16 protein-coding genes are annotated in these 25,733 nt (G+C 43.1%); 14 read left to right on the top strand and 2 right to left on the bottom strand.

Annotation, left to right across the window (positions count from 1 at the left end):
- Positions 1 to 16: 16 nt before the first annotated feature.
- The 7 genes from MD536_RS18685 to MD536_RS18645 all read left to right on the top strand — a co-directional run bounded on the left by MD536_RS18685 (position 17) and on the right by MD536_RS18645 (position 9,154).
- Positions 17 to 625: a DinB family protein gene (locus MD536_RS18685; RefSeq protein ID WP_239602902.1), complete on the top strand. Its 609-nt coding sequence runs from the start codon at positions 17 to 19 to the stop codon at positions 623 to 625.
- 87 nt (positions 626 to 712) lie between these two features.
- Positions 713 to 2,245 carry a carboxypeptidase M32 gene (locus tag MD536_RS18680; protein ID WP_239602900.1) on the top strand — a complete coding sequence of 511 codons (1,533 nt, stop codon included), beginning with the start codon at positions 713 to 715 and terminating at the stop codon, positions 2,243 to 2,245.
- A complete protein-coding gene (locus MD536_RS18675; protein WP_239602898.1) occupies positions 2,242 to 2,649 on the top strand; it encodes a hypothetical protein in 408 nt (135 codons plus the stop codon). The genes MD536_RS18680 and MD536_RS18675 overlap by 4 nt, the downstream gene beginning before the upstream one ends.
- A 4-nt stretch (positions 2,650 to 2,653) precedes the next feature.
- Positions 2,654 to 7,066, top strand: coding sequence for a PKD domain-containing protein (locus MD536_RS18660; RefSeq protein WP_317208137.1), 4,413 nt, complete (start codon positions 2,654 to 2,656; stop codon positions 7,064 to 7,066).
- A 3-nt stretch (positions 7,067 to 7,069) separates the two neighbouring features.
- Entirely contained in the window at positions 7,070 to 8,110 is a 1,041-nt protein-coding gene (locus MD536_RS18655; protein WP_239602896.1) for a PorP/SprF family type IX secretion system membrane protein, read from the top strand.
- Positions 8,111 to 8,224: 114 nt separating this feature from the next.
- Complete coding sequence (locus MD536_RS18650) at positions 8,225 to 8,692, top strand: redoxin domain-containing protein (RefSeq protein WP_239602895.1); 468 nt, start codon at positions 8,225 to 8,227, stop codon at positions 8,690 to 8,692.
- A 132-nt stretch (positions 8,693 to 8,824) separates the two neighbouring features.
- Positions 8,825 to 9,154 carry a T9SS type A sorting domain-containing protein gene (locus tag MD536_RS18645; RefSeq protein ID WP_239602893.1) on the top strand — a complete coding sequence of 110 codons (330 nt, stop codon included), beginning with the start codon at positions 8,825 to 8,827 and terminating at the stop codon, positions 9,152 to 9,154.
- 74 nt (positions 9,155 to 9,228) lie between these two features.
- Here MD536_RS18645 and MD536_RS18640 read toward each other — a convergent pair whose 3' ends face one another.
- The gene (locus MD536_RS18640; protein WP_239602892.1) at positions 9,229 to 10,401 is read right to left on the bottom strand and encodes a class I SAM-dependent rRNA methyltransferase; all 1,173 of its coding nucleotides are present in this window, start codon (positions 10,399 to 10,401) and stop codon (positions 9,229 to 9,231) included.
- A gap of 140 nt (positions 10,402 to 10,541) precedes the next feature.
- On the opposite strand from MD536_RS18640, the gene MD536_RS18635 reads away from it, so the two are divergent.
- The 7 genes from MD536_RS18635 (at position 10,542) to MD536_RS18605 (ending at position 24,040) form a co-directional block, all read left to right on the top strand.
- Complete coding sequence (locus tag MD536_RS18635; RefSeq protein ID WP_239602890.1) at positions 10,542 to 11,132, top strand: nucleotide exchange factor GrpE; 591 nt, start codon at positions 10,542 to 10,544, stop codon at positions 11,130 to 11,132.
- Positions 11,133 to 11,140: 8 nt separating this feature from the next.
- Positions 11,141 to 12,313 (top strand): molecular chaperone DnaJ, encoded by a 1,173-nt coding sequence (gene dnaJ / locus MD536_RS18630; protein WP_239602888.1) that lies wholly within the window; start codon positions 11,141 to 11,143, stop codon positions 12,311 to 12,313.
- An 88-nt stretch (positions 12,314 to 12,401) separates the two neighbouring features.
- Positions 12,402 to 13,019 (top strand): HD domain-containing protein, encoded by a 618-nt coding sequence (locus tag MD536_RS18625; RefSeq protein WP_239602886.1) that lies wholly within the window; start codon positions 12,402 to 12,404, stop codon positions 13,017 to 13,019.
- Complete coding sequence (locus tag MD536_RS18620) at positions 13,016 to 15,769, top strand: NTP/NDP exchange transporter (RefSeq protein WP_239602884.1); 2,754 nt, start codon at positions 13,016 to 13,018, stop codon at positions 15,767 to 15,769. Before MD536_RS18625 ends, MD536_RS18620 begins: the two co-directional genes overlap by 4 nt.
- A 9-nt stretch (positions 15,770 to 15,778) precedes the next feature.
- Positions 15,779 to 16,234 carry a Crp/Fnr family transcriptional regulator gene (locus tag MD536_RS18615; protein ID WP_239602883.1) on the top strand — a complete coding sequence of 152 codons (456 nt, stop codon included), beginning with the start codon at positions 15,779 to 15,781 and terminating at the stop codon, positions 16,232 to 16,234.
- Positions 16,235 to 16,438: 204 nt separating this feature from the next.
- Entirely contained in the window at positions 16,439 to 22,033 is a 5,595-nt protein-coding gene (locus MD536_RS18610) for a S8 family serine peptidase (RefSeq protein WP_239602881.1), read from the top strand.
- Positions 22,034 to 22,057: 24 nt separating this feature from the next.
- A complete protein-coding gene (locus MD536_RS18605; protein WP_239602879.1) occupies positions 22,058 to 24,040 on the top strand; it encodes an adenylate/guanylate cyclase domain-containing protein in 1,983 nt (660 codons plus the stop codon).
- Here MD536_RS18605 and MD536_RS18600 read toward each other — a convergent pair.
- A complete protein-coding gene (locus MD536_RS18600) occupies positions 23,995 to 25,635 on the bottom strand; it encodes a vWA domain-containing protein (protein ID WP_239602877.1) in 1,641 nt (546 codons plus the stop codon). The genes MD536_RS18605 and MD536_RS18600 overlap by 46 nt on opposite strands.
- Positions 25,636 to 25,733 lie beyond the last annotated feature (98 nt).

Below are 25,733 nucleotides of genomic sequence, written 5' to 3'. Positions count from 1 at the left end.
TTAAACTTATTGCTCCATGAAAAAAATTAGCTGCCTGCTGGCACTGGTAACCTTATTCAGCTTTACACCAATTGCACCAGACCCCATCTCAGATGCAGATCGTGCACAATTGGTTGCCCAGTTGGAAAGCACCCGGGACTTGCTACTTAAAACAGTAGAAGGACTTAGTGAAGAACAATTTAATTACAGAGCTGCAGAAGGAAAATGGTCGGTTTTGGAATGCCTTGAGCATATCACGCTATCTGAATCGGCCCTTCTAGGCTGGGTGCAGCAGTCCTTACAAACCCCGGCTGATCCATCCAAACGTTCAGAGGTAAAAGTGAGCGACGCGGATCTGCTAGAAAAAACACCCGATCGCAGTCAAAAATTCAATGCACCGGAAATGCTGCAGCCAAAAGGAAGCCAGCAAAATGCGGCTGCTTTGTTGAAAACTTACCAGGAAGCGAGAGCAAAAACGCTGGAATATGCGAAAACCACTAAGGATGACCTGCGAAATCATTTTATTCAACATCCGGCATTCGGAACTATTGATACGTACCAGGGCTTGCTGATGTTGTCCGCTCATTCCAAAAGACATACCCTTCAAATGCAGGAAGTAAAAGCGAATGCAAACTTCCCGAAATAGCTCGTTTTTTGTCCTGCTTTAGATTCAAACCGCTGCCTGACCAACCGGGTGGCGGTTTTTCCTTAGATTGCAGCAGAATTCCTGCCTATGGACCAACTGTTGACTACCTCATCCTTGTACGAGAAGTACAAAAACTGCTTACAGGAAATTGCCGACATCCGGTATGCTACTGCATTGCTCCAGTGGGATCAGGAAACCTATATGCCGGCTGGAAGTCTGGCAACACGATCCAGGCAGATTGCCACTTTATCTGAATTAGCACACACAAAATTTACGGATGCATCAGTAGGTGAGTTACTAAAAGCCTTACTTGAACGAGCTGATTTAACAGAAGAACAGCGCTCCAACCTGGAGTTAAGCAACTATGATTACAACCAGCAGGTTAGACTGCCCTCCGCATTTGTTAGAGAACTCAGTGAAACCGTATCACAGGCTTTCAATCATTGGGCAGATGCCAGGCATCAGAACCGGTTTTCTATATTTAGTCCCTGGTTAAAAAAACTCACCGCGCTAAAGAGAAAAGAGGCGGATTATTTAGGATACAGTGCTCACCCCTATGATGCGTTGTTAAATCAATATGAACGAGGATGTACCAGTTCACAGCTGGACCAATTGTTCAGCGGATTAAAACCTGAACTGGCGGCATTGCTGGATACCATAAAAGCACATCAGCAGGTGGATGACAGCCTCCTGTTTCAGCAGTATCCGGAAGAAACGCAGTGGGCATTCAGTATGGATATGCTTCAACGAATGGGGTATGATCTGCAGCATGGCAGGCAGGATAAAGCCGCACATCCCTTCACAGTCAATTTCAGTGCGGAGGATGTCCGAATCACAACCCGGATTCGTGAGCAAGACATCAGTTATATGACCTGGAGTACCATTCACGAACTGGGACATGCGCTATATGAGCAGGGCTTACCAAAAGAACAATATGGTCTTCCATTAGGTGAGGCAGCCAGCCTTGGAATCCATGAATCCCAAAGCCGTTTGTGGGAAAACAATGTAGGCAGAAGCCTGGCCTGGTGTCAGTATTTTTTACCGGTACTGCAGACCTATTTTCCCGCGCAATTAAAAGATCGCAAACCGGAAGAATTGTATCGGGCTATCAATAAAGTGCAGCCATCGCTGATCAGGACCGAAGCGGATGAGCTAACCTATCATTTTCATATTATTATCCGGTATGAAATTGAAAAGGCCCTTATTGAAGGAAGCCTTGAGGTGACGGATCTGCCATCTGCCTGGAATACAAAATATGCGCAGTATTTGGGAATTAAAGTGCCGGATGATGCGAGGGGTTGCCTGCAAGATGTGCATTGGAGTCATGGCAGTTTTGGTTACTTCCCAACCTACAGCCTGGGCAGCCTGTATGCGGCTCAACTTTCCCGTTGTTTGGAAAAGGCGCTGCCAAAATTCGAAAAACTTCTACAAGAGGGGCAGTTCGATGTTATAAAAGACTGGCTATCAAACAATATATACATTCACGGAAGAAAATATACAAGTGAAGAGTTATGTAAAAGGGTCACAGGAAAAGGGTTAGATCCTGCAGAATTTATGCAATATGCCAGGGATAAATACCGTTTCATCTATGCATATAAACAAGAGGGTATAGTACTATGAAAAAACTGGTCTGGATAAGCATCATGGTATGCCTGTTAGGGGCATGTGCAAAAGCCATCGAGGAAAAGAAGGAAGATATCATACTCGATGCTATGACAAATGGCCAGTGGTATATATATTCGTTTAAAGAAGGAAGTACCGACATTTCCAGTTCATTTTCACCTTACACCTTTCAATTTTACCGCGATGGCAAGGTCAGCGGTTTCACGACAGAAACAGAGGATAAGGGAACTTGGGTGGGAGATGTAAATACGTTATCGATTATTACCAATTTTCCGGCAGCATCAGAACCGGTTTCGAAGCTGAATGCGACCTGGAAAATTACCAACAATACATGGGACTATGTAAAAGCAGAGACAACGGTCCAGGGAGTTAAAAATCTGTTGCATCTGAAGAAGAAGTAGAACCATGAAAAATCCAATATCCGTAGTAATTCCGAGTCCCTTTGGAAACAAGTTGCTTTCTGAAAAAACAAAAAACAGCTTGTTGATACGTAACCTTATATTCTGCATGTTGATGCTGGCTGCAGGCGGTCCGCTGTCTGCCCAGACGCCTGTTGCTAACTTTACTTCTAATATTACTGAAGGTTGTGCGAATCTCACGGTTCGATTCACAGATCAATCGACTAATTCGCCTACATCCTGGGCATGGGATTTTGGAAATGGAACCTTATCCGATCAACAGAATCCTAGTGTAACCTATACGCAGCCTGGTGTGTACACCGTTCGGCTTACGGTTACCAATGCGCGCGGGGTTGATGGCATTGTCAAGACAAATTACATTACCGTATTTCCTTCTGCCAGAATTGATTTCCGGGCGAATACTACAGTATCCTGTATTCCTGCAGTTATACGATTTCAAAATGGCGTAACTGTTCAGGGCCCTGGGCAGATCACTTCTTATGCCTGGGATTTTGGAGATGGCACCACATCAACTGACCCCAACCCGGTTAAAACCTATACATCGCTTGGATTTTTCAGGGTGCGACTCACAGTTACCACAGATAATGGTTGTGTGGTAACATCAGACAGGCCCCGCTTTATCCGGATCATTGGAGGAGTAACTCCCAATTTTGATTTCACTCGACTGGATGCCTGCAACACTCCCATTGGTGTAAATTTCAATAATCAGTCGACCGGCCCAGGTACTCTAACGCATCGTTGGTCCTTTGGGAATGGCAATACTTCAACAGACAGAAATCCTTCTACCAGTTATAACTCTACTGGAAATTATAATGTAAAGTTGGTTGTGAACAGTAGTTATGGCTGTGCCGACAGTATTACAAGGTCCATCGCCATTACTGGTAATCAAACCAGTTTCAGTGCGCCAGCCAGTTCCTGTCCTAATAAACCATTGAATTTTACAAACACCAGCAATCCCCTGCCCAATAGTTCGGAATGGGATTTCGGTGATGGTACTTTCTCTTTTGAAACCAATCCGGTTAAGTTATATACAACCCCAGGCACTTATACGGTACGCCTTACCAACCGGTATGCGGATTGCGATGGTACCACTACCCGAACTATAACCATCACCAACCCTCCTGGTGTTGATTTTACTTCAACAGATACCAGTGGCTGCCAGATACCTCACCAGGTTCGTTTTCAGAGTTCAGGGGCAGGTGCCAGTAACTGGTTATGGGATTTTGGTGACGGGAATACCTCTACCGAGCAGAATCCGACTCATACTTACACCAATTTTGGTGAATACGATGTCCGGTTAACCATTACAACAGCAGACAGCTGTACGTCTACCATTACCAAACCGGCATTTGTAAAAATCTCTTCACCAACTCCACCACAATTGTTGAATGGAACAGCGGGTGGTTGTGTGCCATTTACCTATACTCCGCAATTAGATCCTGCGAGCATTGGAGATATTGCAAGCTACGAGTGGGATTTTGGAAATGGCATAACAAGTACTTCGCCAACACCAAGTGTAACGTATACAGCCGTTGGTACATATTCCCTCCAGTTACGAGTTACCACACTTGGTGGATGTGTTGAAACAATCAGTATTCCAAATGCAATCAAAGTTGGCACCAAACCAACCGCCAATTTCACTGTAGATAGAGATAATTCCTGTGCAGGTTTGCCTTTCCAGTTCACGTCAACCTCCACAGGCGCAGACGAATGGAGATGGGATTTTGGTGATGGAGGTAGTAGTAGTTCTGAAAATCCTTCCTACAGATATCAGGACACCGGATTTTTTAATGTGCGATTAATTGCAATAAACAATGGTTGTCCGGATACCATTACCAGAAATAATTTGTTGTACGTGATGGCACCGGTGGCTCGGTTTACTCCAAGAATAAATTGTGCCAACAAACTGAATGTATCTTTTGAAGACAATTCGATTCTGGATCCAACACATGGTGCAGCCACCTATTCATGGGATTTCGGAAACGGACAGACCTCCACGCAGACTAATCCCTCTGTAACTTATGCCAGCTATGGTACGTATACAGTAACTCTAACGGTTACAGATCCGGTTTGTACCTATACTCGAACTGCAACCCTGAACTTATTTGAGCTAATCAATAATTTCTCAATCAGCAAAGCATCTGTATGTCGGAACGAATTATTCACACTTACTGCAAGTGGTACAGATGCGGCCAATATTGCTTCCTATACCTGGCAGATTGAAGGACAACCACCTATTGTGGGAGGCAGAACCTTACAGACCAGGGTGCCGGTAAATGGCGTGTTCGATATTACGCTTACAATGGAAGATATTAATGGTTGTATAGTAACAAGAACCATTACCGATATGGTAACAGTTGTAGGTGCTACTCCGAATTTTTCTGTTGTCAATAACGGTGGTTGTGTAAACAGTGAAGTCACTATTTCTGACCAGTCTACTCCAGTTGGATCCATTGTGAACTGGCAGTTCGATTTTGGCGATGGCGAAACCGCTAGTTTCACTTCCACTCCTATCAATCATGTGTACCGTAACCCGGGCTCCTACTCGATCAAGCTCACAGCAACAGATAATATTGGTTGTGTTGATACTATCACCCGACAGGCGGCAGCCAACATTACCAAACCTTTTGCAAGATTTGCTGCTGCGAATACGACTTTCTGTCCGGGTATAGACCTTCCCTTCCGCGATTCATCTTCTGGAAATAACCTGACCTATCGCTGGGAATTTGGAGATGGAGGTACATCAACAGATCAGAATCCGTTGCATCAGTATGCAGGTCCGGATTCCGTTTACACAGTTAAATTATTTATCCGCGATGCACAAGGATGTGAAGACTCCCTGATCCGTCCGAATTATATTCAGATTCTTTCTCCCAAGGCTGACTTTACCATGATTGATACATCAGCTATTTGTCCGCCATTAGAAACCAAGTTCACCTCGCACGCAGCAGACTATGATTCACTTTATTGGGATTTTGGAGATGGCAATACAAGTAATCTGATCAATACCAATAACTTCTTCAATACCTATGGCAGGTATACCGTACGCCAGATTGCGATTGGAAATGGAGGATGCAGAGACACTGCAATAGGAACAGTGAATATTTATAATCCTTTTACTGATCTTGTGTTTAATTACAATCCGATAGAGGAGTGTAACCAGATCACGGTAAACTTCAATGTGGTTCCTCCACCCAATACAAAGTATTACCTGATTTTTGGTGATGGCAATGCAGATTCATCTCAAGCCAACCTGATAACACATACGTACCGATTCCCGAATTTCTATCGTCCGTTTGTTCGGCTGGTAGATAGCCTGAATTGCGAAGTTCCGGTAGGAAGCAGGCCGACCATCATGGTTAAAGGTGTAATCCCGGCGTTCAATACCGACCAACGAGAATTCTGTGATACGGGTTCAGTAAGACTAAGTGATTTCAGTATTGGTAACGATAGTGTAACTCTTCGCCGCTGGGATTTTGGTGATGGTTCGCCCAATGTATTTAATGAATTAAATCCTTCACATTCCTTTGCACAGCCAGGACGTTATGTAATTACCCAATATGTAACAACAGAAACCGGATGTGAAAACAGTTATACAGACACAGTACGTGTATACAGAACGCCGGAACCGGTGATCAGTGGTCCGGATGAAATTTGCCTCTTTGAACTCCTGGGGCAATCGGGTTCAACGGTTGTTCCAGATAGTGCTACTATTTATAGATGGACACTCGGGAATGGTCAGAATGCCAATACACAGGATATAACCGTACGATATACCAACAGTGGCCAGGCAACTTTGAATTTAACAGCTTCAGTTGCATTTGGCTGCTCTGCTTCAGTGAGCAAAGATGTTACCATCTGGCCATTGCCAACAATCCAGAATGTTCCGGAAATCGTGATGCCACTTGGATTTGAAACTACACTTCCAATTACTTACAGCGATAACATAACTCAATATACCTGGACTCCATCGGATGCGCTGAGTTGTACAAACTGTCCGACACCAGTTGCAAATCCCAAATTTACAACCAACTACAGGGTAACTGTTGTAGATGCTAATGGTTGTCGCGCTACCAGCAATATTGTAGTAAGAGTAATTTGTGAAAACAGAAACTATTTCATTCCGAATACTTTCAGTCCGAATAATGATGGCCAGAATGATGTGTTCTATCCAAGAGGAAGAAGTTTAGACCGGATACAATCCATGCGCATCTTTAACCGTTGGGGAGAAATGGTATTTGAACGTAAAAACTTTGCTCCAAATGCTGCTTCTGAAGGTTGGAATGGAATGATTCGCGGACAGCAGGCAGCTTCAGATGCCTATATATACATCATTGAAGTGGTGTGCGAAAACGGACAGGTAGTAGCGTTAAAAGGAAACGTTACGCTTATCAGATAACCTATGAAAAAGACCAATAACCATATTACTCACCTCCTGCTCTCAGCACTGCTGATTTTCTGCGGACTCTGTTCATCCGCGCAGGATATACATTTCTCCCAGTTCTACGAAGCACCCCTGCTTCGGAACCCCTCACTGGCAGGAATTTTTACCGGAGATGTGCGTGCGCAAATTGTATATCGCGATCAATGGAACAGTGTGACCAATGCATTTAAAAGCGGATCCGTAAATGCCGAATATAAAATGCCGGTTGGTGGCGGAGATGATTTTATCACTGCCGGTTTACAAATGCTGTTTGATAAAGCAGGAACAGTTTCACTAACGACCACACATTTGCTACCTGCTATCAACTATCATAAATCATTGAGCAGCGAACGCAATATGTATTTATCGGTGGGTTTTATGGGCGGACTGGTTCAGCGTCGTATTGATCGTTCCAAGATCACCACCGATAATCAGTATGTGGGAGGCGCCTTTAATCCGGCGCTTGCAGATGGAGAAACCTTTATTAATGCGAATTACAGCAACCTGGATGCCAGCCTGGGCGCCAGTTTCAATAGCAGCTTCGGACCCGAACAACAAAACAACCTGTTTTTTGGACTAGCCTACCATCATATCAACCGACCCAGGAATTCCTTCTACCGGAATGTAAATGCAGCATTGCATCCGAAATGGGTAGCTTCCGGCGGTGTAAAGTTTGAAGTGGGAGACCAGGCATTCTTTAACCTTCAGGCAGATTATTCCAAACAGGGACCAGCAGACGAAATTGTTGGCGGAGCGATGTATGGATACAAAATCGGGGATCCTGAAATGCCTGATTATGTGGTTCACGTGGGAGCGTTTATGCGTTTACGTGATGCCCTGATTCCTGCAGTTAAAATCGACTATAATCCTTTTTCGATTGGCCTTAGTTATGATGTGAATGTTTCACAATTAAAAACAGCAAGCCAGGGAAGAGGAGGTTTTGAACTCTCAATTACTTATATTGGATTCCTGAACAGAGATAACTCTACAAGGGAGAAAGTTTTCTGTCCCCGTTTTTAATCTGTCCCTCAGTAAGACCTATTTTTGGTTATTGACTGAAAAAACAAATCCCGGCCTTTGGCTGGGATTTTGTTTAACAATTCTCCATTAAAACTGTTATAAACAAAAAAAGTTATGAGCAAAGTTGGACAACCAGCCCCCGTATTTAGTTTATTTGATTCGGAAAAGAACAAAGTAAATCTTGCTGATCAGAAAGGCAAGAATGTTGTATTGCTGTTCTTCCCGCAGGCCTTCACCGGTGTATGTACTACAGAATTGTGTACAGTAAGAGACTCAATCAGCCAGTATAATAATACAAATGCACAGGTTTATGGCATTAGCGTGGATTCCGTATTCACCCTGGCAAAATTTAAGGAAGAGCAACAGTTAAATTTTCCTTTGCTGAGCGATTTCAATAAAGAAGCATCGGCCAGTTATGACTCATTGATCCAGGATTTTGTGTTCGATATGAAAGGGGTTTCCAAAAGAGCCGCCTTTGTTATTGATAAAGAAGGAATTATTCAATATGCAGAGATTCTTGAAAAAGTGACTGATTTGCCTGATTTCAATGCCATCCAGGAAACTCTGGCACGCTTGAATTAAGCTGGTTTTATAGAAAAATATCCCCAGGGGGCAGGAGAACGTTTCTGCCCCCTTTTTATTTTAACAGGTAGCAATTGTATCTTTGAAAAATTAGATTTATTTTGTGCAAAACGCTGAAACCCGGAATCGAGAATGAGGATATTTTTTACACTATCCATAAGTCTGTTAATCGCCTGCACTGGATATTGCCAATCCGGCAAACCTGTTGCTGAGCGTCCGGTAATTCGCTTTTACCCCAACCCCGCTGTTACTCAGATCACTTTCGATTTCAATAAGACAGTAGAACGTTCCTTTACTTTCCAGGTGTTTAATTTCCTTGGGAAAAAAGTGTTTGAACAGAAAGATGTTCAACCTAAAACAACCATCGATCTCAGTGATTATTACCGCGGGATCTATATCTTCCAGTTGAGAGATAAAACCGGAAAGATTGTTGAAACAGGAAGGTTTCAGGTTGCGAAGTAATAAAAGTGAGACGTCAGATGTGAGACGTGAGAAGGTCTTCCTTTCCTCCATCTTCCATTCCTCCCTCTTCCATACTACACTACCTGCACAATCAGGAACTTCAGATAATGTGTATTTTCCTGTCCCCATACAATAGGATGGTCACTTGCCTGGGTCTGGTAAACTACCTGGCGAAGGGTGCGTTTGGCATCTTTGGCAGCCATCTGGATAATTTCAAGAAAAAGTTCAGGCTGTACCAGGTTGGTACAGGAAGTAGTTACGAGAAACCCTCCCGGTTTGATCAACTTCATACCTCTGAGATTGATCTCTTTGTAACCGGTAATGGCTTTCTGGATGGTTTCCCTGCTTTTGGTAAAGGCAGGCGGGTCGAGCATCACCACATCGTATTGGCGACCTTCTTTGGCCCAGGCTTTTAGTACATCAAATGCATTCACTGCTTCAAACCGGCAGCGGTCTTCGTATCCATTCAGGGCTGCATTCAGGTTGGCCTGCTCCACTGCGGAGGGGGAAATATCGAGTCCCAATACAGATTTGGCTCCATAATGGGCGGCATGAATCTCAAACGTACCAGTATAGGTGAAGGCGCCCAGTACATCTGCCCCTTTTACAATATGCTGGATGGCGCGGCGATTGTCCTGCTGGTCGAGGAAATAACCAGTCTTTTGTCCATTTTCAATATCTACATAAAACTTGAGCCCATTTTCATTAATAATGATCCGGGTATCAAAGGGATCAGACAAAAAACCTTTGATTTGGGGAAGTCCTTCCAGTTCACGTACCGGAACATCATTTCTTTCGTATATGCCTTTGGGCTTAAAAATAGCCTGGAGGGCGGCCACAATTGCCGGCTTCCACTTATCCATGCCAAGCGCCAGGGTTTGCAGCACAAAATAATCGTTGAATTTATCAATGATCAGTGCTGGCATCCAGTCCGCCTCACCAAAAATCAGGCGGCAGTTTTCTGTATACCCAATTTTCTGCCGGTATTCCCAGGCTGATTGAATCCGGTTATAGAAAAACTGCTCATTGATCTCCTCTTCTTTTTTACGGGTCAGCAACCGAACCAGGATCTGGGATTTAGGGTTGGCATAGCCTTTCCCGATGAATTTTTTATCGTGGGTGAACAAACTGACAATATCTCCACCATCCAGGGGCCCATCTATTGTGCCCACTTCATTTGCAAATACCCAGGGATGACCATTTTCGATCCGCCTGCTGACTTTCTTTTTGAGGTATACCTTCGTCATAGATGCGCAAAGGTAGTATGGAACAGGAAGGAATAGGACAAAATGTCCCGATTTCCATCAATGGCAAAAAAATTGCCCCATTAGGATGATCAAAAAACAAGGCAAATCAGCTGAACTGCCAGGGGGGTATCCCTCCAATAATGGCAGAAAATGCTAGGTTTGCTGCCAATTTGTACGATATGGAAGAAAAAGAATTCAAGTCAACCGAGAATGAAATGGACATCAATTCCGACAGCGATGTTCCGGGAACAACGCATCTGAACGAACCGGTAAAGGAAGTCAGTGAATTTGAAAAACTGGAAGTTGAACTGGCCGATTTGAAGGACAAATACCTTCGGCAGGCTGCTGAATTTGACAATTTCAGAAAGCGTACCGCCAAAGAGCGCCTGGAAATGATCCAGACAGCAGGCAAGGAAGTAATAGGGCAGTTACTGGAAGTCCTGGATGACATGGAAAGAGCTGAAAAACAGATGGAAAGCAGTGAAGACCTGCCTGCCCTCAAAGAGGGTGCCTCCCTGATTTTCAATAAACTCAGAAATGTACTGCAGGGTCGCGGGCTGAAAGCTATGAATGCGAAGGGCACTGAATTTAATCCTGACCTGCATGAAGCTATTACGGAGATACCCGCACCTAGTCAGGAGTGGGTTGGAAAAGTGATAGATGAAGTGGAAAAAGGATATTACCTGAACGATAAGATTATCCGGTTTGCCAAAGTGGTAGTCGGTAAATAAAGAAACACATGTCAGCAAAAAGAGATTATTACGAAATATTGGGGGTGGCTAAAACAGCCTCTGCGGATGAGATCAAGAAAGCCTATCGCAAAGTGGCTATGCAGTATCACCCCGACCGTAACCCCGGAGATAAAGCTGCGGAAGAAAAGTTCAAGGAAGCCGCGGAAGCCTATGAAGTGCTCAGTGATGCGGATAAAAGGGCGCAGTACGACCGGTATGGACATGCCGGTGTAGGGAATGGTGCCCGTGGTTTCGGGGGTGGTGGCAACATGAACATGGATGATATCTTCAGCCAGTTCGGAGACATCTTTGGGGATGATATTTTTGGTTCCTTTTTTGGTGGCCAGGCAGCAGGAGGTCGTGGACGTGGCGGACAAAGAGCCAGGGGTGTAAGAGGAAGTAATCTCCGTGTTAAGCTGAAACTGAATTACGAAGAAATTGCCAAGGGCGTAACCAAGAGCATCAAGGTAAAAAAATACGTATCCTGTTCCACCTGTTCCGGCAGTGGCGCTAAGGATAAGAGCAGTATTCAATCCTGCGGAACCTGTGGAGGATCTGGCCAGGTTCGCAAAGTAACCAGCACCTTCCTGGGGCAGATGCAAACAGTAACTACTTGTCCGACCTGTAACGGTGAAGGTTCTACCATCACTGCGAAATGCGGAAGCTGTAAAGGAGAAGGAAGGGTTTATGGCGAAGAAACTGTAACCATTGACATCCCGGCAGGTGTGCAGGAAGGCATGCAGCTCAATGTTTCCGGAAAAGGAAATGCAGGTGAACGTGGTGGATCACCGGGGGACCTGATAGTACTGATTGAAGAAGAAACACATAGCCAGTTGCATCGCGATGGACTGAATGTGGCCTATGATTTATATATCTCTATCCCGGACGCTATATTTGGAGCTAACGTTGAAGTACCAACGATAGACGGAAGGGCTAAAATTAAAATTCCGGCAGGTACACAGAGCGGGAAGATATTCAGATTAAAAGGAAAAGGATTTCCGGCGGTAAATAGTTATGAGAAGGGCGATCAGCTCATTCATGTAAATGTATGGACCCCACAGAATCTGACCAGTGAGGAAAAGGCGATGATGGAGAAGTTGCAGCAGTCGGATAATTTCCAGCCCAAGCCAGACAAGAACGAACGAAGTTTCTTTGATAAAGTGAGAGAGATTTTCTCCTGATAATAAAAGCCGCAGACAAACATCTGCGGCTTTTTTGTTATATTTCTAGAGAATTTTCTTAGCCTTCCCACATTTAAACGGGTAACCCATGACCGAGTCAGGCTTTCAGGACCTGGAACAATCAATTTTACAACGCCTTGAGAAAGGGCTGGATAAGCGATTAACCTATCACAACCTGCAGCACACAAAAGATGTAGTAAAGCAAGCGGTACGGATTGCTGGAGAAGAGGGCATCAGCAATGAAAAGCAGTTATTATTACTTAGAATTGCAGCATTATACCATGATATCGGCTTCCTGGATACCTACAAAGGACATGAGCTAAGGTCTTGTGAAATATTAATGGATGACTTCAGCAATGGAACACTTGGTATAAAAGAATTGGAATCCATTAAAGGCATGATCATGGCAACCAGGATTCCGCAGTCACCGGCCAATTTATTGGAAGAAATTATTTGTGATGCCGACCTCGATTACCTGGGAAGAGAAGATTTTCCCCCAATAAGCCAGCATCTCATGAAAGAGTTCCTGGAATACGGCATCATTAAAACAGAACAGGAATGGGATCCTATTCAGATTGCATTTTTTGAAAAGCATCAGTACTTCACAAAAAGTTCTCAAATCAACCGACAACCTGGAAAACTAAGGCATTTGCAAATCCTGAAAGACAGCCAGGGAAAAGCATCACAAAACAGGGATCGGAAATGAAAAGCAACCGATTTTGGTTGAATCTGCTCAACATTCAAAAGCAGGAATGGCCAGTAGTAAAACAATTGTTCTGGTTACAGTTTTTTCAGGGAGCCGGCATCTCATTTTTCTTTACTGCTGAATTTGCCCGTTTTCTTGAAAAGTTTCCGGTACATGAGTTACCATGGGTAATGGTATTATCAGCTGCTTTGCTTTGGTTCACAGGATTTGCTTATACGGTACTGGAGCATCATATTCCATTCAGGAAATTTAATGAAGGCATCATTCTCTTTATGGCTGGCACCATGTTGCTGGTTCGAATTGGAAGTACTGCTATCACAGACAACTGGTTATACTATTTCAGCCTCGCCTGGTTCTATGTACTCTACCTGTTAAACAACCTGGAGTTCTGGGGTATTGCTGCACGACTTTTTAATATCCGGCAAAGTAAACGTCTGTTTGGGGTAGTAAGTTCAGGGGATATACCAGCCAAGTTTATAGGTTATACATTGGCGCTCTTGTTTGTACCCTATACCGGAACATTAAACCTCTTATTTCTTGGTGTAATCAGCATGTTGCTCTCCATTCCATATTATCGGCGTATCATGGAAATGTTGGATCAATCACATGATCATCAGGCTTCAAATAACTCAATCCATCATAGTCACCATCCCATCAGAAATTTATACCAGACATTTATCAGCAGTAAAATAATACGGAGAATAGCAATCATATCCCTATTGGCATCCGCCTGTATCATTTTAATCAATTACGGATTTTATGCAAAAATCAAGGAATCTTATAAAAATGATGTTGAATTGGCCCGGTTTATTGCTTTGTTCATGGCGGGCTTACGAATTATAGCACTTATTACGAAGACGGTATTTACAGGCAGGCTCACAACCAATCTGGGTGTTCAAAAATCGCTGTTTATAACTCCATTTTTATTGGTAGGATTAATTTCTCTGATAATCGGTTTATCCTTTTTCAATTCAGAAGAACGATTCATCTTTTACATATTTGGAGCATCCTCCATTGCAGTAGATGTATTAAGAACAGCAATAAATTCTCCTGTCTTACTCACTATTATGCAGCCCTTGCCCATTCACGAACGAATGAGAGCGCACAATATCATTAAAGGTATCATGGATCCATTTGCGACACTTTTTTGTGGACTCCTGCTCCTATTGCTATTCAATATTCAGCAAACAATTGACTTACTGACCCTTTCTTTCACATTGTTGGTGCTGGCAGGTATCTGGTTGATTGGAATCGTATATGTGAACAGGGAGTATTTGAATATGCTGGTAAATACGATATCCAGCCGATATTTCAGCCAGGAAGAATTCACTTTAAATGACCCGGAAACAATAAATAAGATAAAAGACAAAATCAGATCAGGAGCAGAAGAGGAAGTATTAAGTGTACTCTCCATGGTAGCAAGCAAGCAGAACCCGGTATCCATTGAATTATTATCCCTGTTTTTAGAGCACCCCTCTGTGCAGGTAAAAAAAGACGCGATCCAGTTAATAAGCCAGAAAGAAATTCACCAGTTAAAGCCAGGAATTCAACAATTACTGAATGAATATGCATTCGGCCAGATTCGGGAGGAAGCAATTTATGCTATAAGCAAACTATCTTATAAATATGCTGACTTATCGAATTTTCTTCAGGAATCCAACAGCCCGGAAAATGCAGCAGCACTTTGTGGTATGCTATCGAATAAAAACAGGGCCATACGGTTTTCTGCAGAAGAACAGATTGCCACCTTACTGCGATCACCTGATGCAGCAAACCGCTTGTATGGATTAAGCATATTGAAAACAGCGGCTGACGAATATGACCACCCACTGTTGTCTCTTTTTCTTCAAACAGAAAAATCAGTCAAACTGGTTGAGATGGGCATTAATGCGGTTGGAAAAGCAGCTTCCTTTGAAACCATTCAGACATGTTTACAACTATTTCCACGCTATGAGAAACAGGTTAAAGCAACTTTATTCAGAGCAGGGAAACAAGCAGTGAAACCCATAGAAAACTATTTATTAAACGAACAACTTGATGAAACGCAACAGGTGCCACTGCTTCAGGTACTAGGGCAAATTGGCGGCGAGGAGGCAAGAAATTTTCTTGGAACATTAATTTCAAAACCTTCCTGCAATCAGCCGACATTAATAAAAGCACTTTATAGAAGTAAGTTCAAAGCATCCACTGCAAATCGATCTGAATTGGAAGATTTAACCAAAGCCTATATATTTTATGCAACTGAATTATTATTCATGCAACGCGGGTTGCAGGACAATAACCAGCCCAGCAGTTTATTATACGGAGCCATTCAAATTGAATTGAATGAAATTCGAGAGCTTTTATTGTGTTTGTTTGGCTTATTATACAACCGGGAAAATATTCAAAAATCAAGGAATGCTTTACTGGCAAATAAAAAAGAAACCATTGCCAATGCAATGGAAATAATTGAAGTGACAGTAAAGAAAGAACTGAGTAAATACTTCTGTATTTTATTTGAAAACTCCAGCATTGAAGAACGCTGTAATGCCCTGCGGGCTATTTACAAGGATAGTGACTTTAGCAAAATTGACACAGTAATGCAACGCATTCTAGCTGAAAAGCCAATCCGCTATCACGACTGGACAACTGCTTGTACTTTATATATTTCCAGAAAATATGAAATTCCGGTAAAGAGCAGCAATTATGATAAATTTCTAAATTCAAAAAACAGTCTGCTTAAAGAGACAGCAGCGTTTGCGTTAGCATAAATTAATCGTATGAGTCAGAATACAGGAGATCGGTTGTTGTTGATTGAAAAAGTATTATTGCTCAAATCCCTTCCTATATTCAGAGATACTCCGGAAAATATTCTGGCAGATCTGGCTCCTTTGATGGAAGAAGAAGAATTTGAGCAGGGCACCACCATATTCCGGGAAGGGGAAATTGGAGATTGCATGTTTATAATAAACAGAGGAGTTATAAGTATTCATAAAGGTACTGTAGGGCTAGCAGAATTAGGAGAAAAGGAGGTATTCGGAGAGTTATCCCTACTCGATGCCGAAACCAGGTCAGCCAGCGCTACCTGTCAAACGGATTGCACCCTGTTCCGAATCAATCAGGAGCCATTTTATGAACTAATTGACTCAAGGCCTGAGATAGCAAGGGGATTTATTAAGATACTGTGTAAGAGATTGAGAGCACAAAATGAGCGATCCGTCCAAATTGTGAAATAATCGTGGAAAATGGGTATTTTTTCCTTGCTAAACGTTCGTAAAAAATGTAACTTTCCATTTATCTGCTAAAAGACTAAGTAAAACTGCTACAAATCCTTTTTCCTGTCATTGATCAAACGTACCCCTAACAGTACAACAACCCCATCACCCAGAATCAACCTGGTTTAACAAACTGTGCCAGTATTGGTTCCCAAACGTTTGACCATGAGAAAGAAGGACACCCGTCTGTTCCGAAGGCTGCAGTTATTGCCTGTAAGCTTATTTTTATTCTCACAACTTCCGATACAAGCTCAGACCAAACTAACTGATTACCTCTTATTTAGCGGGAATTCGAATTGTAGTTCCTGTGGAATTGAAATCGGTTCTGCCAATCAGTTAAAATCTGGCAGGGTTGGAGGATATGGAATAGTACGATCAACCGGATCGGCAACTATTAATGCCTCCATTCACACCAACACTATAATTCAATTAACTAACAGCAACACGGTTACCGGGAATTTGACTGCTGCTAATACAAGCAACAATTCCCTGGCTATTAGTCTTGGTTCTAATTCACAGGTGACTGGCAACCTGGATGCCGCCGGTAATATTTTTGTGGGAGGTGGAACGATTAGTGGGACAATTACACATTCGGTTGGAACCAACTATACTGGACCGCAACCGATCAATGGGGTGGTGCGCCAGCAGACACCTGATTTACCGAATTTACCGGTTTTACCAATTCAGACAGTTATTCAAACTAGTGCAGGTACATCCATCACTAATACCAGAAGCATTAATCCGGGTGTATACGGAGCAATTGAATTAACCGGCAATAAAACCATTACGTTTAACGGTCCGGGTACCTATACGTTTAAACTTATTCGAAACAGCGGAAATTTCAACAAATTCATTTTTGATTTCGGAACCAATACCACAGGCATATTCAAATTGCTGATAGAGGGAGATGTTGATCTTGGAAAACTGGCAGTGGATTTAAAAGGAAGTGGATCTGCCGCCCGTATTTATGCAGAAGCACAGGGAAATGGCTCCAGTTCAAAAGACAAACAAACTGCCTGGATTCAGAGTAACGGGAGTACTGGCAGTACTGTATCGCAATGGTTTGGTACTATCTATGTTCCTAATGGTAATGTGCTGATCGGATCAGGATCCAGTACCTCAAAAATTACAGGAGCAATTTGGTCGGGCAGAAAAATCACTATTGGCAGCAGTGTTGAATTAAACCATGTTGCATTGGAATCCTGTTCCGAACCACCTGTTGTGGATGCAGGTTCCAACACTACCCTCTCCTGCGCAGGCAGTCCAACTGCTACACTTACAGCAAGAACGCAAACTCCCAATGCCCTGTTTACATGGAAGAATGCAGGGGGTACCATTTTGGGAACAAGTTCCAGTATCACAGTTTCAGCAACCGGAGTTTATTTGCTTACAGTTACAGATCCTGTAACAGGATGCAGCAGTACAGATGATGTGCTGGTGGAAGACAATTCAGATGTATGTCCTTTGTATCAGCCTCCGGTTACCGGAAAAGTGGAAGATCTGATCGGATCAGAATTGGACTTTTTGTCCAAAAACCCTGGCGGGGGTGCCAATACCCAGGATTTGTTCCTGATCCAAAATGAAGGTGTATTTGTTGAAATCATTGTATTTGCAGGCAAACGTGCGTATGTGCTTGATTTGCTCACGCAAGCCGGATCTACATATGGACTTGACAACCTGATATCCAATGGCAGTAATGAATTTATCATAACTGGCCGGATACCTATCAGCAATCTCCAGAAACTAAACAGCTTCAATGAGGATAACAGAAGAAGTCCGGATGAAAAACTTATCAACTTCTGCCGACCGGTTTATCCACCAGTTACTGATTTTGGGCAGACCTCCAGCCAGGGTGATTCCTCTATAGCAACCAACCAGGTAAGAGCTGCCTATCAGTTGGCAGGGGCAGGTGTAAAAATCGGGGTGTTGTCAGACAGCTATAATACAACAGGAGCAACGCCACTGAATCCACCAGACGGAGGTCCGGCGCGAACAGATGTTCAGAATGGAGATTTGCCAGGACCTGAAAACACCAATTTTCAGACACCTGTGGAAATAGTAAAAGAATTTCCTTACGGAAGAAGGTCAGATGAAGGAAGAGCCATGCTGCAAATTATTCACGATCTGGCGCCCGCAGCCAGCCTGGCTTTCAGAACCGGGTTTATCAGTCCGGGTGATTTTGCACAAGGCATACTCGAACTACAATCCATTGCTCAGTGTGATATAATGGTAGATGATATCACCTTTATTACGGAACCCTTCTTTAAAGATGGAAAAGTAGCACAGGCGGTTGACCAGGTAACAGCAGCAGGCGTAAGTTATTTTTCTGCTGCGGGGAACTATGGGAATAAGTCTTACCAACGGGCATTCAGACCAACCACGGCTCCTGCCGGCATTATTGGTGAGGCACATGATTTCAGTGGAACAGGTGATATTTTCCAACGAATCAAGCTGGTTCCGGGAACTTATACAATTGTCCTCCAGTGGCAGGATGATGTATATTCCATAGGACCGGAAGCAACAGGAACCCAGCATGATTTCGATATCTACTTAACAAATGACAATGGCTCTACCTTGTTTGGTTTCAACAGGAATAATATTGGTGGGGATCCTATTGAAGTAATGCCATTTTATACAGAAGCGAACACCTTTACCAACATTTTGATAGTGAAAGCCGGCAGTGCTCCAAATGCAAGTAATACGCCTGTCAATTTGAAATATATCATATTCAGAGGGGAAGCAACCATAGAAGAATACCAGGAAGGAAGCAGTACCATTGTTGGGCAGGCCAATGCAGCAGGAGCCATGACAGTGGCTGCTGTTCGATATACCAAACCAACGAATGGTGCAATAACCGGACAAATCAGCACAGAAGTTTTTTCTTCTCTTGGAGGTACGCCGGTAAATGGAGTCATTCGGGCAAAACCTGACTTTAGTGCTCCTAACGGTGTAAATACTACTGTTCCCCTGGGAACAAATGATTTTGACGGCGATGGTTTTATTAACTTTTTTGGGACATCTGCCGCAGCACCACACGCCGCTGCAGCTGCTGCTTTGATATTGGAAGCCAGTAAGAAATTTGTTAGTCCGACTCCCCTATCTCCTGCTGCATTAAAACAATTAATGCGTTCATCTGCATTGGATATTGAGACTGCCGGAGCAGATGCAAAATCGGGTGCAGGATTAGTACAGCCCCTTGTAGCCATAGGCAGTTTTGCGGCCCCTGTTCCAATCCTGGAAAAGATTGAATTCAGCCAGGAAGCAGGCGCACCAGTTCCATCAGATCCTGATTTTGAATTCACCATTACCGGTTCGTATTTCAGACCAACTAGCCAGGTGCTCATCCGCTCGGAGGCAATTGATGCTAATCAATATAGCATCGTGAACAGCTCTACTATTGTAGTTAAACCAGGCGCCATCCTGGGAAATCCGACTGTTCAGGTATATACACCACCAATTTCAGCAACTGGTACGGATGGCGGAAGTTCTGAAGCTGTTCCATTGTTATCAATTGAAAAGAAAACGATCACAATAGAAATAGTAGATACAACCAAAAAATTCGGTGAGCCGGTACCCATTGATAAATTCCGTGCCATTATTTCAATTGATGGAACACCAATTGAACAATTAGGTATAACTGCCGCATCTATCGGATTAGACAATCTGCAATTCACTACAAATGCGACCCAGTTTTCACCTATCAATTCACCTTATTTTATAAGGGCGAAAATGGAAGTACTCAACCTGGCAGACCCTGGAGATCTGGCTTTGACAGAACTGTATACATATCCTCCAACAAGTGAAGATGGAACCTTTATCGCACCAGGCACTCCGGATGGAACCTTACGTGTGACCAAGCTGCCAGTTAAGATTGAAGTCCAGGATAAGACCCTTGAATATGGACAGAAAATTGCAGATTTCGGTTATACCTATTCGCTGGTTGAAGGAACACATGTAATTCCTGCCGATCTGCAACAGGCGGTAATAAATGCGTTGAAAACGACCCACGAGCAATATTTGGTAAATGATGCCAGTGCGTTGTTGGATGGTAGTCAGTTGACCACAAATGAATTAGCCGGACTGGAAGATTTGGGCTTCCTGGTTAGTTTACGAGGTATTGTTAGTCTGCGCGGCATTGTAAGTTTACGGGGAATTGTTAGCGGGGTGCCTCAATACGAAACAACCAACGTATTGGATATTGCTCCTGGCTCACTAACCCAATATCTTGGAGGAGATCCGATCATTACTATGGAAGCGGCAGAGGGTATAGCGAATCTGCGTGGTATTGTAAGCTTAAGGGGTATTGTAAGTCTGCGAGGAATCGTTAGTCTAAGAGGAATTGTAAGCACTTTAACCAACGCTTCTGCGATTGTTTCCAATGAAGGTTCCGGAGAGGGAAACAAAAACAATATCGCCGTGATAATTGATGAAAATGATATTGAAGAGGCAGAAGGCGTATTGGAAGAATACAGATCCATCGCGCTAATAACCGGATTAACAGCAGGAACGCATAAGATTATTCCTGCAGCCTTGTTGTCGGAAAATTATGAAGTAGTTTATGTACCGGCTAACCTTACCATCAACAAATCAAAGTTAACAATTGGAGTATCTGACAAAACCTATTCTTATGGTACTGTTGACAATAATTTCGATACTACGGTACAATGGTTGCAATTCGACGATCAATTGTCTGAAGTGCTATCGGGAGAACTTGGTTTTGCCATATTGGATCAAAATCAGCAACCGGTAACTGGACTAATACCAGGCGGTACCTACTCAGTGATTCCATCTGGCATTGCTTTAACAGAACCAAGCAATTACGAACTCCAATACGCACCTGGTAAACTGACAGTTACAGCCCTGACTGTACGCGTGGACCCAGATAGCATTATTTTGAATGAAGGAGCAGCAGTACCAATCTATACGTATCAGTTCCGCGGACTCAGTGCTACGGATCTGCAAAATTTGCAAAACCTGGTGGTAAAGGAACCTGTATTCGGAACTACTTATACATCCGGTGGAGCTCCGGGTATATATAAGATTGAAATTCAGTCGCCCATGGTATTGTCTGCCCCTTCCAGTTTTGTAGTCATCTATGAGAAAGATTCTCTTTATGTAAATCCGTTCAGCAATTCCACCAAAAAGATAAAACCCATATTAAAGTGTGTTGAACAGTTAAGAACACCTATTAACGGCTTTAGCTACAAAGCAAACTTCGCTTATGAAAATGCAAATGCTGCTGCCATTTACATTCCGATTGGAGCAGACAATGCAATCATCGCAAGAGGAGCTTATTCCGGACAGCAGCCTGAGCTTTTCCTGCCTGGAGGTGGAAGCTTTGAAATACTGTTCGATGGCAACAAGCTCACCTGGATCGTTTATAGTTTTGAAGTGAATCAAAAAGCTTCAGCGACCAGTGAAGCCAGTTCAACTTCATCAAAATGTGCTGGTAAAGGAAGATCAGGCATTAATACGGAATCTGGGTTTTCACAAATAGATGAATCAATCCTTCTTACAGACAGGGTATATCCTAATCCATCTAGTCAGTTTTTGACGGTTGAATTGAATACCACAGAAACGATTGGTGAAGGTCAGTTCCGGATATTCCATTTGTCAGGTCAGCAACAAGTGCTTCTGGCACCACAGCGGCAGTATGGAAATAAATGGCAACTAAATATTCAACAATTACCGGCAGGTCAGTACATCTTAAGTGTACAGCTGAAAAATACCAGAAAAATCTTCCGTTTTACCAAACTATAAAATCATTGAAAGAAATCCAATTGCATGAGAGTACACTATAGTTTTCTGCTGCTGCCACTTCTGTTTTTGAATATGCATACAGAAGGGCAGCAGCCTACTATTGACAGCATAAAAAAATCCCTTTCGCTTCAAAAGACCGATTCAGCTAGAGTTGAATCTTTACTCAATATCAGTAGGGAATTCATGAGCAACTCAGCCGACTCCTCTTTCCTATATGCCAGTGAGGCTGCCCAAGTTGCGCGACAATCAGGCTACAAAGCTGGAGCTGCAATAGCAGTTAAAACCCTTGGCAATATTAGATATGTACAGGGAAACTATGTGGAAGCCATTCAGTATTGGGAAGAAGCTCACCTGACCTACGACAGTATTGGAGATAAAACAGGTGTGTCCACTGTGTTGAGTAATATCGGTGTGATTTATTATAATCAGGGCGATAAAATAAAGGCACTGGATTATTATTTACGCTCATTGAAAGTTGCAGAAGAAAATAAACTGAAGTTACGGGAGGCCATTGCCCTGAATAATCTGGGTACTGTTTATCATGATAATCCGGAAACACATGATAAAGCGCTGGATTATTTTCTAAAAGCACTTCCGATGCTGGAAGAATTAGGCGATATGGATGCCTATGGAACTACAGCTACCAATCTGGGAGAAATATATTCAACCAGAAATGATGAGAAAACAGCGATGGTGTATTTTAATAAAGCACTAAAAGCTTTTACAGACAGCATCAGCATGTCTTATACGCTGAATAAAATGGGGAACCTCTATTTCAAAAAAAACCAGCTGGACAAAGCTATTGACTACCATCTGCAGGCTTATAACATGACATTAAAGCTCGATGCAAAACTGGAGATGGCGGAATCCTTAATCGGACTGGCGGATGGGTATCGGGAACAAGGCTTTTTTCAAACGGCCATATCATCTTACCTACAGGCAGAAATTTTTGCAAGGGAAACCAATTCATTTAATCAACTGGAAAATATTTATGGAGGTCTTTCAAAAACCTATGAACGGAAAAAAGATTTCACTAACGCACTAAAATACCAAAATCTGTATTCCAGTGTCAAAGACTCTATTTACAATACATCTGCAGACCAGCGACTCTCCAGACTGATCTTCAATTTTGAAATTGAAAAAAAGGAAAACGAAATCGATCTGTTAACCAGAGACCAGCAATTAAAAGAACTTGAGATTAACCGGCAAAAGCTGGCTAAAAATGCTTCCTTAGTTGGTTTATTAGTAATTGTGGCTTTCGCTGTAATGCTTTACCGCAACTATAGAATGAAAGCCCGGACGAATGCTATCCTCGACAAAAAAAATGAAGAAATTGAAAAATTACTTCTCAATATCCTTCCTGCTGAAGTAGCGAATGAATTAAAAACAGAGGGTGTGGCAACCCCCAAATATTTTGAGCAGGTTTCTGTTCTGTTTACCGATTTCAAAAGCTTTACCAAAATGGCGGATGTACTTTCGCCGCAGGAGTTACTTGCCGAACTCAACGAATGTTTTATGGCATTTGATGATATCATTACAAAATACCAGCTGGAGAAAATAAAAACCATTGGCGATTCTTATATGTGCGCGGGAGGAATTCCGAGTCCGGATCCTGATCATGTCAAAAAAATTGTTGCTGCCGCCTTTGAAATCATTCAATATATGGAAAGATGGAACCAGCAAAGAGCTAAGAAGAATCTGGCACCCTGGGAGCTTCGGGTAGGCATCCATGTGGGTCCGGTTGTGGCAGGTGTTGTGGGTAAAACAAAATACGCCTATGATATATGGGGTAGTACGGTAAATATTGCCAGCAGAATGGAAAGCAATGGTGAACCCGGCCAGGTTAATGTATCTGAAAATATTTATGAGCTTATCAAAAACGAGTATCCATGTACCTATAGAGGAAAAATTACTGCAAAAAACATTGGAGAAATTGATATGTACTTTGTTCATCCAACAACTCACCAAAACAAATTGGGCTTAAGCTTGGAAGCCTTTCCTTTATAGTAGATTTTTTTAGCTTTCTCCACCAGGGCAATCAGTTCCTGTTGTACCAGATCGTTCTCGTTAGAGATGGGATTAATAATTGTAAGTACATCCTGCAAATTAGCCGGCTTTACAAACCTCGATTCTTTTAGCACAGATCCAAACAGTGTAATACCTGCCGCCATCCGATAGGTGTATGGAAGGGTTTGAAAAGACTGAATCCGGCTATCTTTCACTTCGCGGATCAGCTTCTGCCTGATACTGTCATTCGGATGTTTATAACTCAATTCTATTTTTGCAAGGGCCGCACTGGAATCAAATTTTTCTGCAGGGGTTAATTCAAAAATTGCCATCAGGGTATGCCCAGAACCGACCTCTCCCCCTTCGAGCAAACCATCGCCTTCTGCTGATAAGGCACTGAATTTATTATCGAACCCGATCAGGCGGTAGTTCTTCACATTGGCAGGATGAAAACTCACATGTAATAAGGCATCATCCGCCACAGAATACATGGTTTGGGTAAGTTCCTTTACCAGGACCTTCTCCGCTTCCTTTTCATTATCCAGATAGGCAAAGTTTCCATTGCCTTTTTTGGCCAAAACTTCCAGTTTGGAATCTTTGTAATTGCCCATGCCTACTCCAAGGCAGGTGAGATAAATTCCCTTTTGTCGTTGTTGCACAATCATCCTTTCCAGCGCTTCTTCAGATGTTTGTCCAACATTGAAATCACCATCCGTCGCCAGTACTACTCTATTGTTTCCATTAGGAATGAAGGTACTTTCAGCCAGCCGGTAAGCCGCCAGGATACCTGATTCCCCGGCCGTGCTACCACCAGGTGATAATTCTTCAATGGACTTATTGATCTTTTCTTTTTCAACACCTGAAGTAGGCTGCAGCCAAACGCCCACTGTGCCTCCATATACAACAATTGAGATGGTATCAATCGGGCGAAGGTTATTCACCATCAGCTTAAAGGCTGTTTTGAGAAGGGGCAGCCTGTTGGGCATATCCATAGATCCTGATACGTCAATCAGAAATACCAGGTTGCTGGGCGGAACTTGGGTCATATCCAGTTTGCGGGCACTTAGCTTCACATAGAAGAGCTGATTCGCAGGCCGCCAGGGGCACTCAGATAAACTGGTCCGAACAGAAAAATCCTGGCCAGCTTCAGGCTGTTCATATTCCAGGGCAAAATAATTCAGCATTTCTTCAATACGCACAGCATCCGGCGGTACTGTGCTACCCATATTAATAAATCGACGAATATTACTATAGGAAGCTTTATCCGTATTTACTGCGAAATCAATAGTGGGAAATTTAGCTGCTTCCATGTAATCGTTCTCCCGCAGGCTGCTATAGGTTTCACCACCTACGGAGAATTTTGCCAGCTCGGCAGGTTTGATATCCCGGGCCAGCGACATCAGTCTTTTTTCAGGCTGGGATGCCTTCTTTACCAGGAGTGGTAAAACGAGGTTATTTTCCTTATTGCTTTTAAGAAGAAAGGTGGAAACTTTATAGCCGTCGAGGCTCAGGGTAACCGAGTCCTCCGCTTTGGCAGAAGTGATACCAAAACCTCCTGAAGCACCGGAATAAAAGAGGTAGCCCGTAGAATGCATGGTCATTTTTACATTCGAAAGCGATTTCTGGGTTTCATCCCTGATCTCACCTCGAAAATAATACTGTGCATCTGCGTACGATCCTGCCAGTACAAGGA

It is taken from the genome of Flavihumibacter cheonanensis (assembly GCF_022352215.1).
Lineage (GTDB): Bacteria > Bacteroidota > Bacteroidia > Chitinophagales > Chitinophagaceae > Flavihumibacter > Flavihumibacter cheonanensis.
This window is presented reverse-complemented; position numbering and strand designations above follow the sequence as displayed.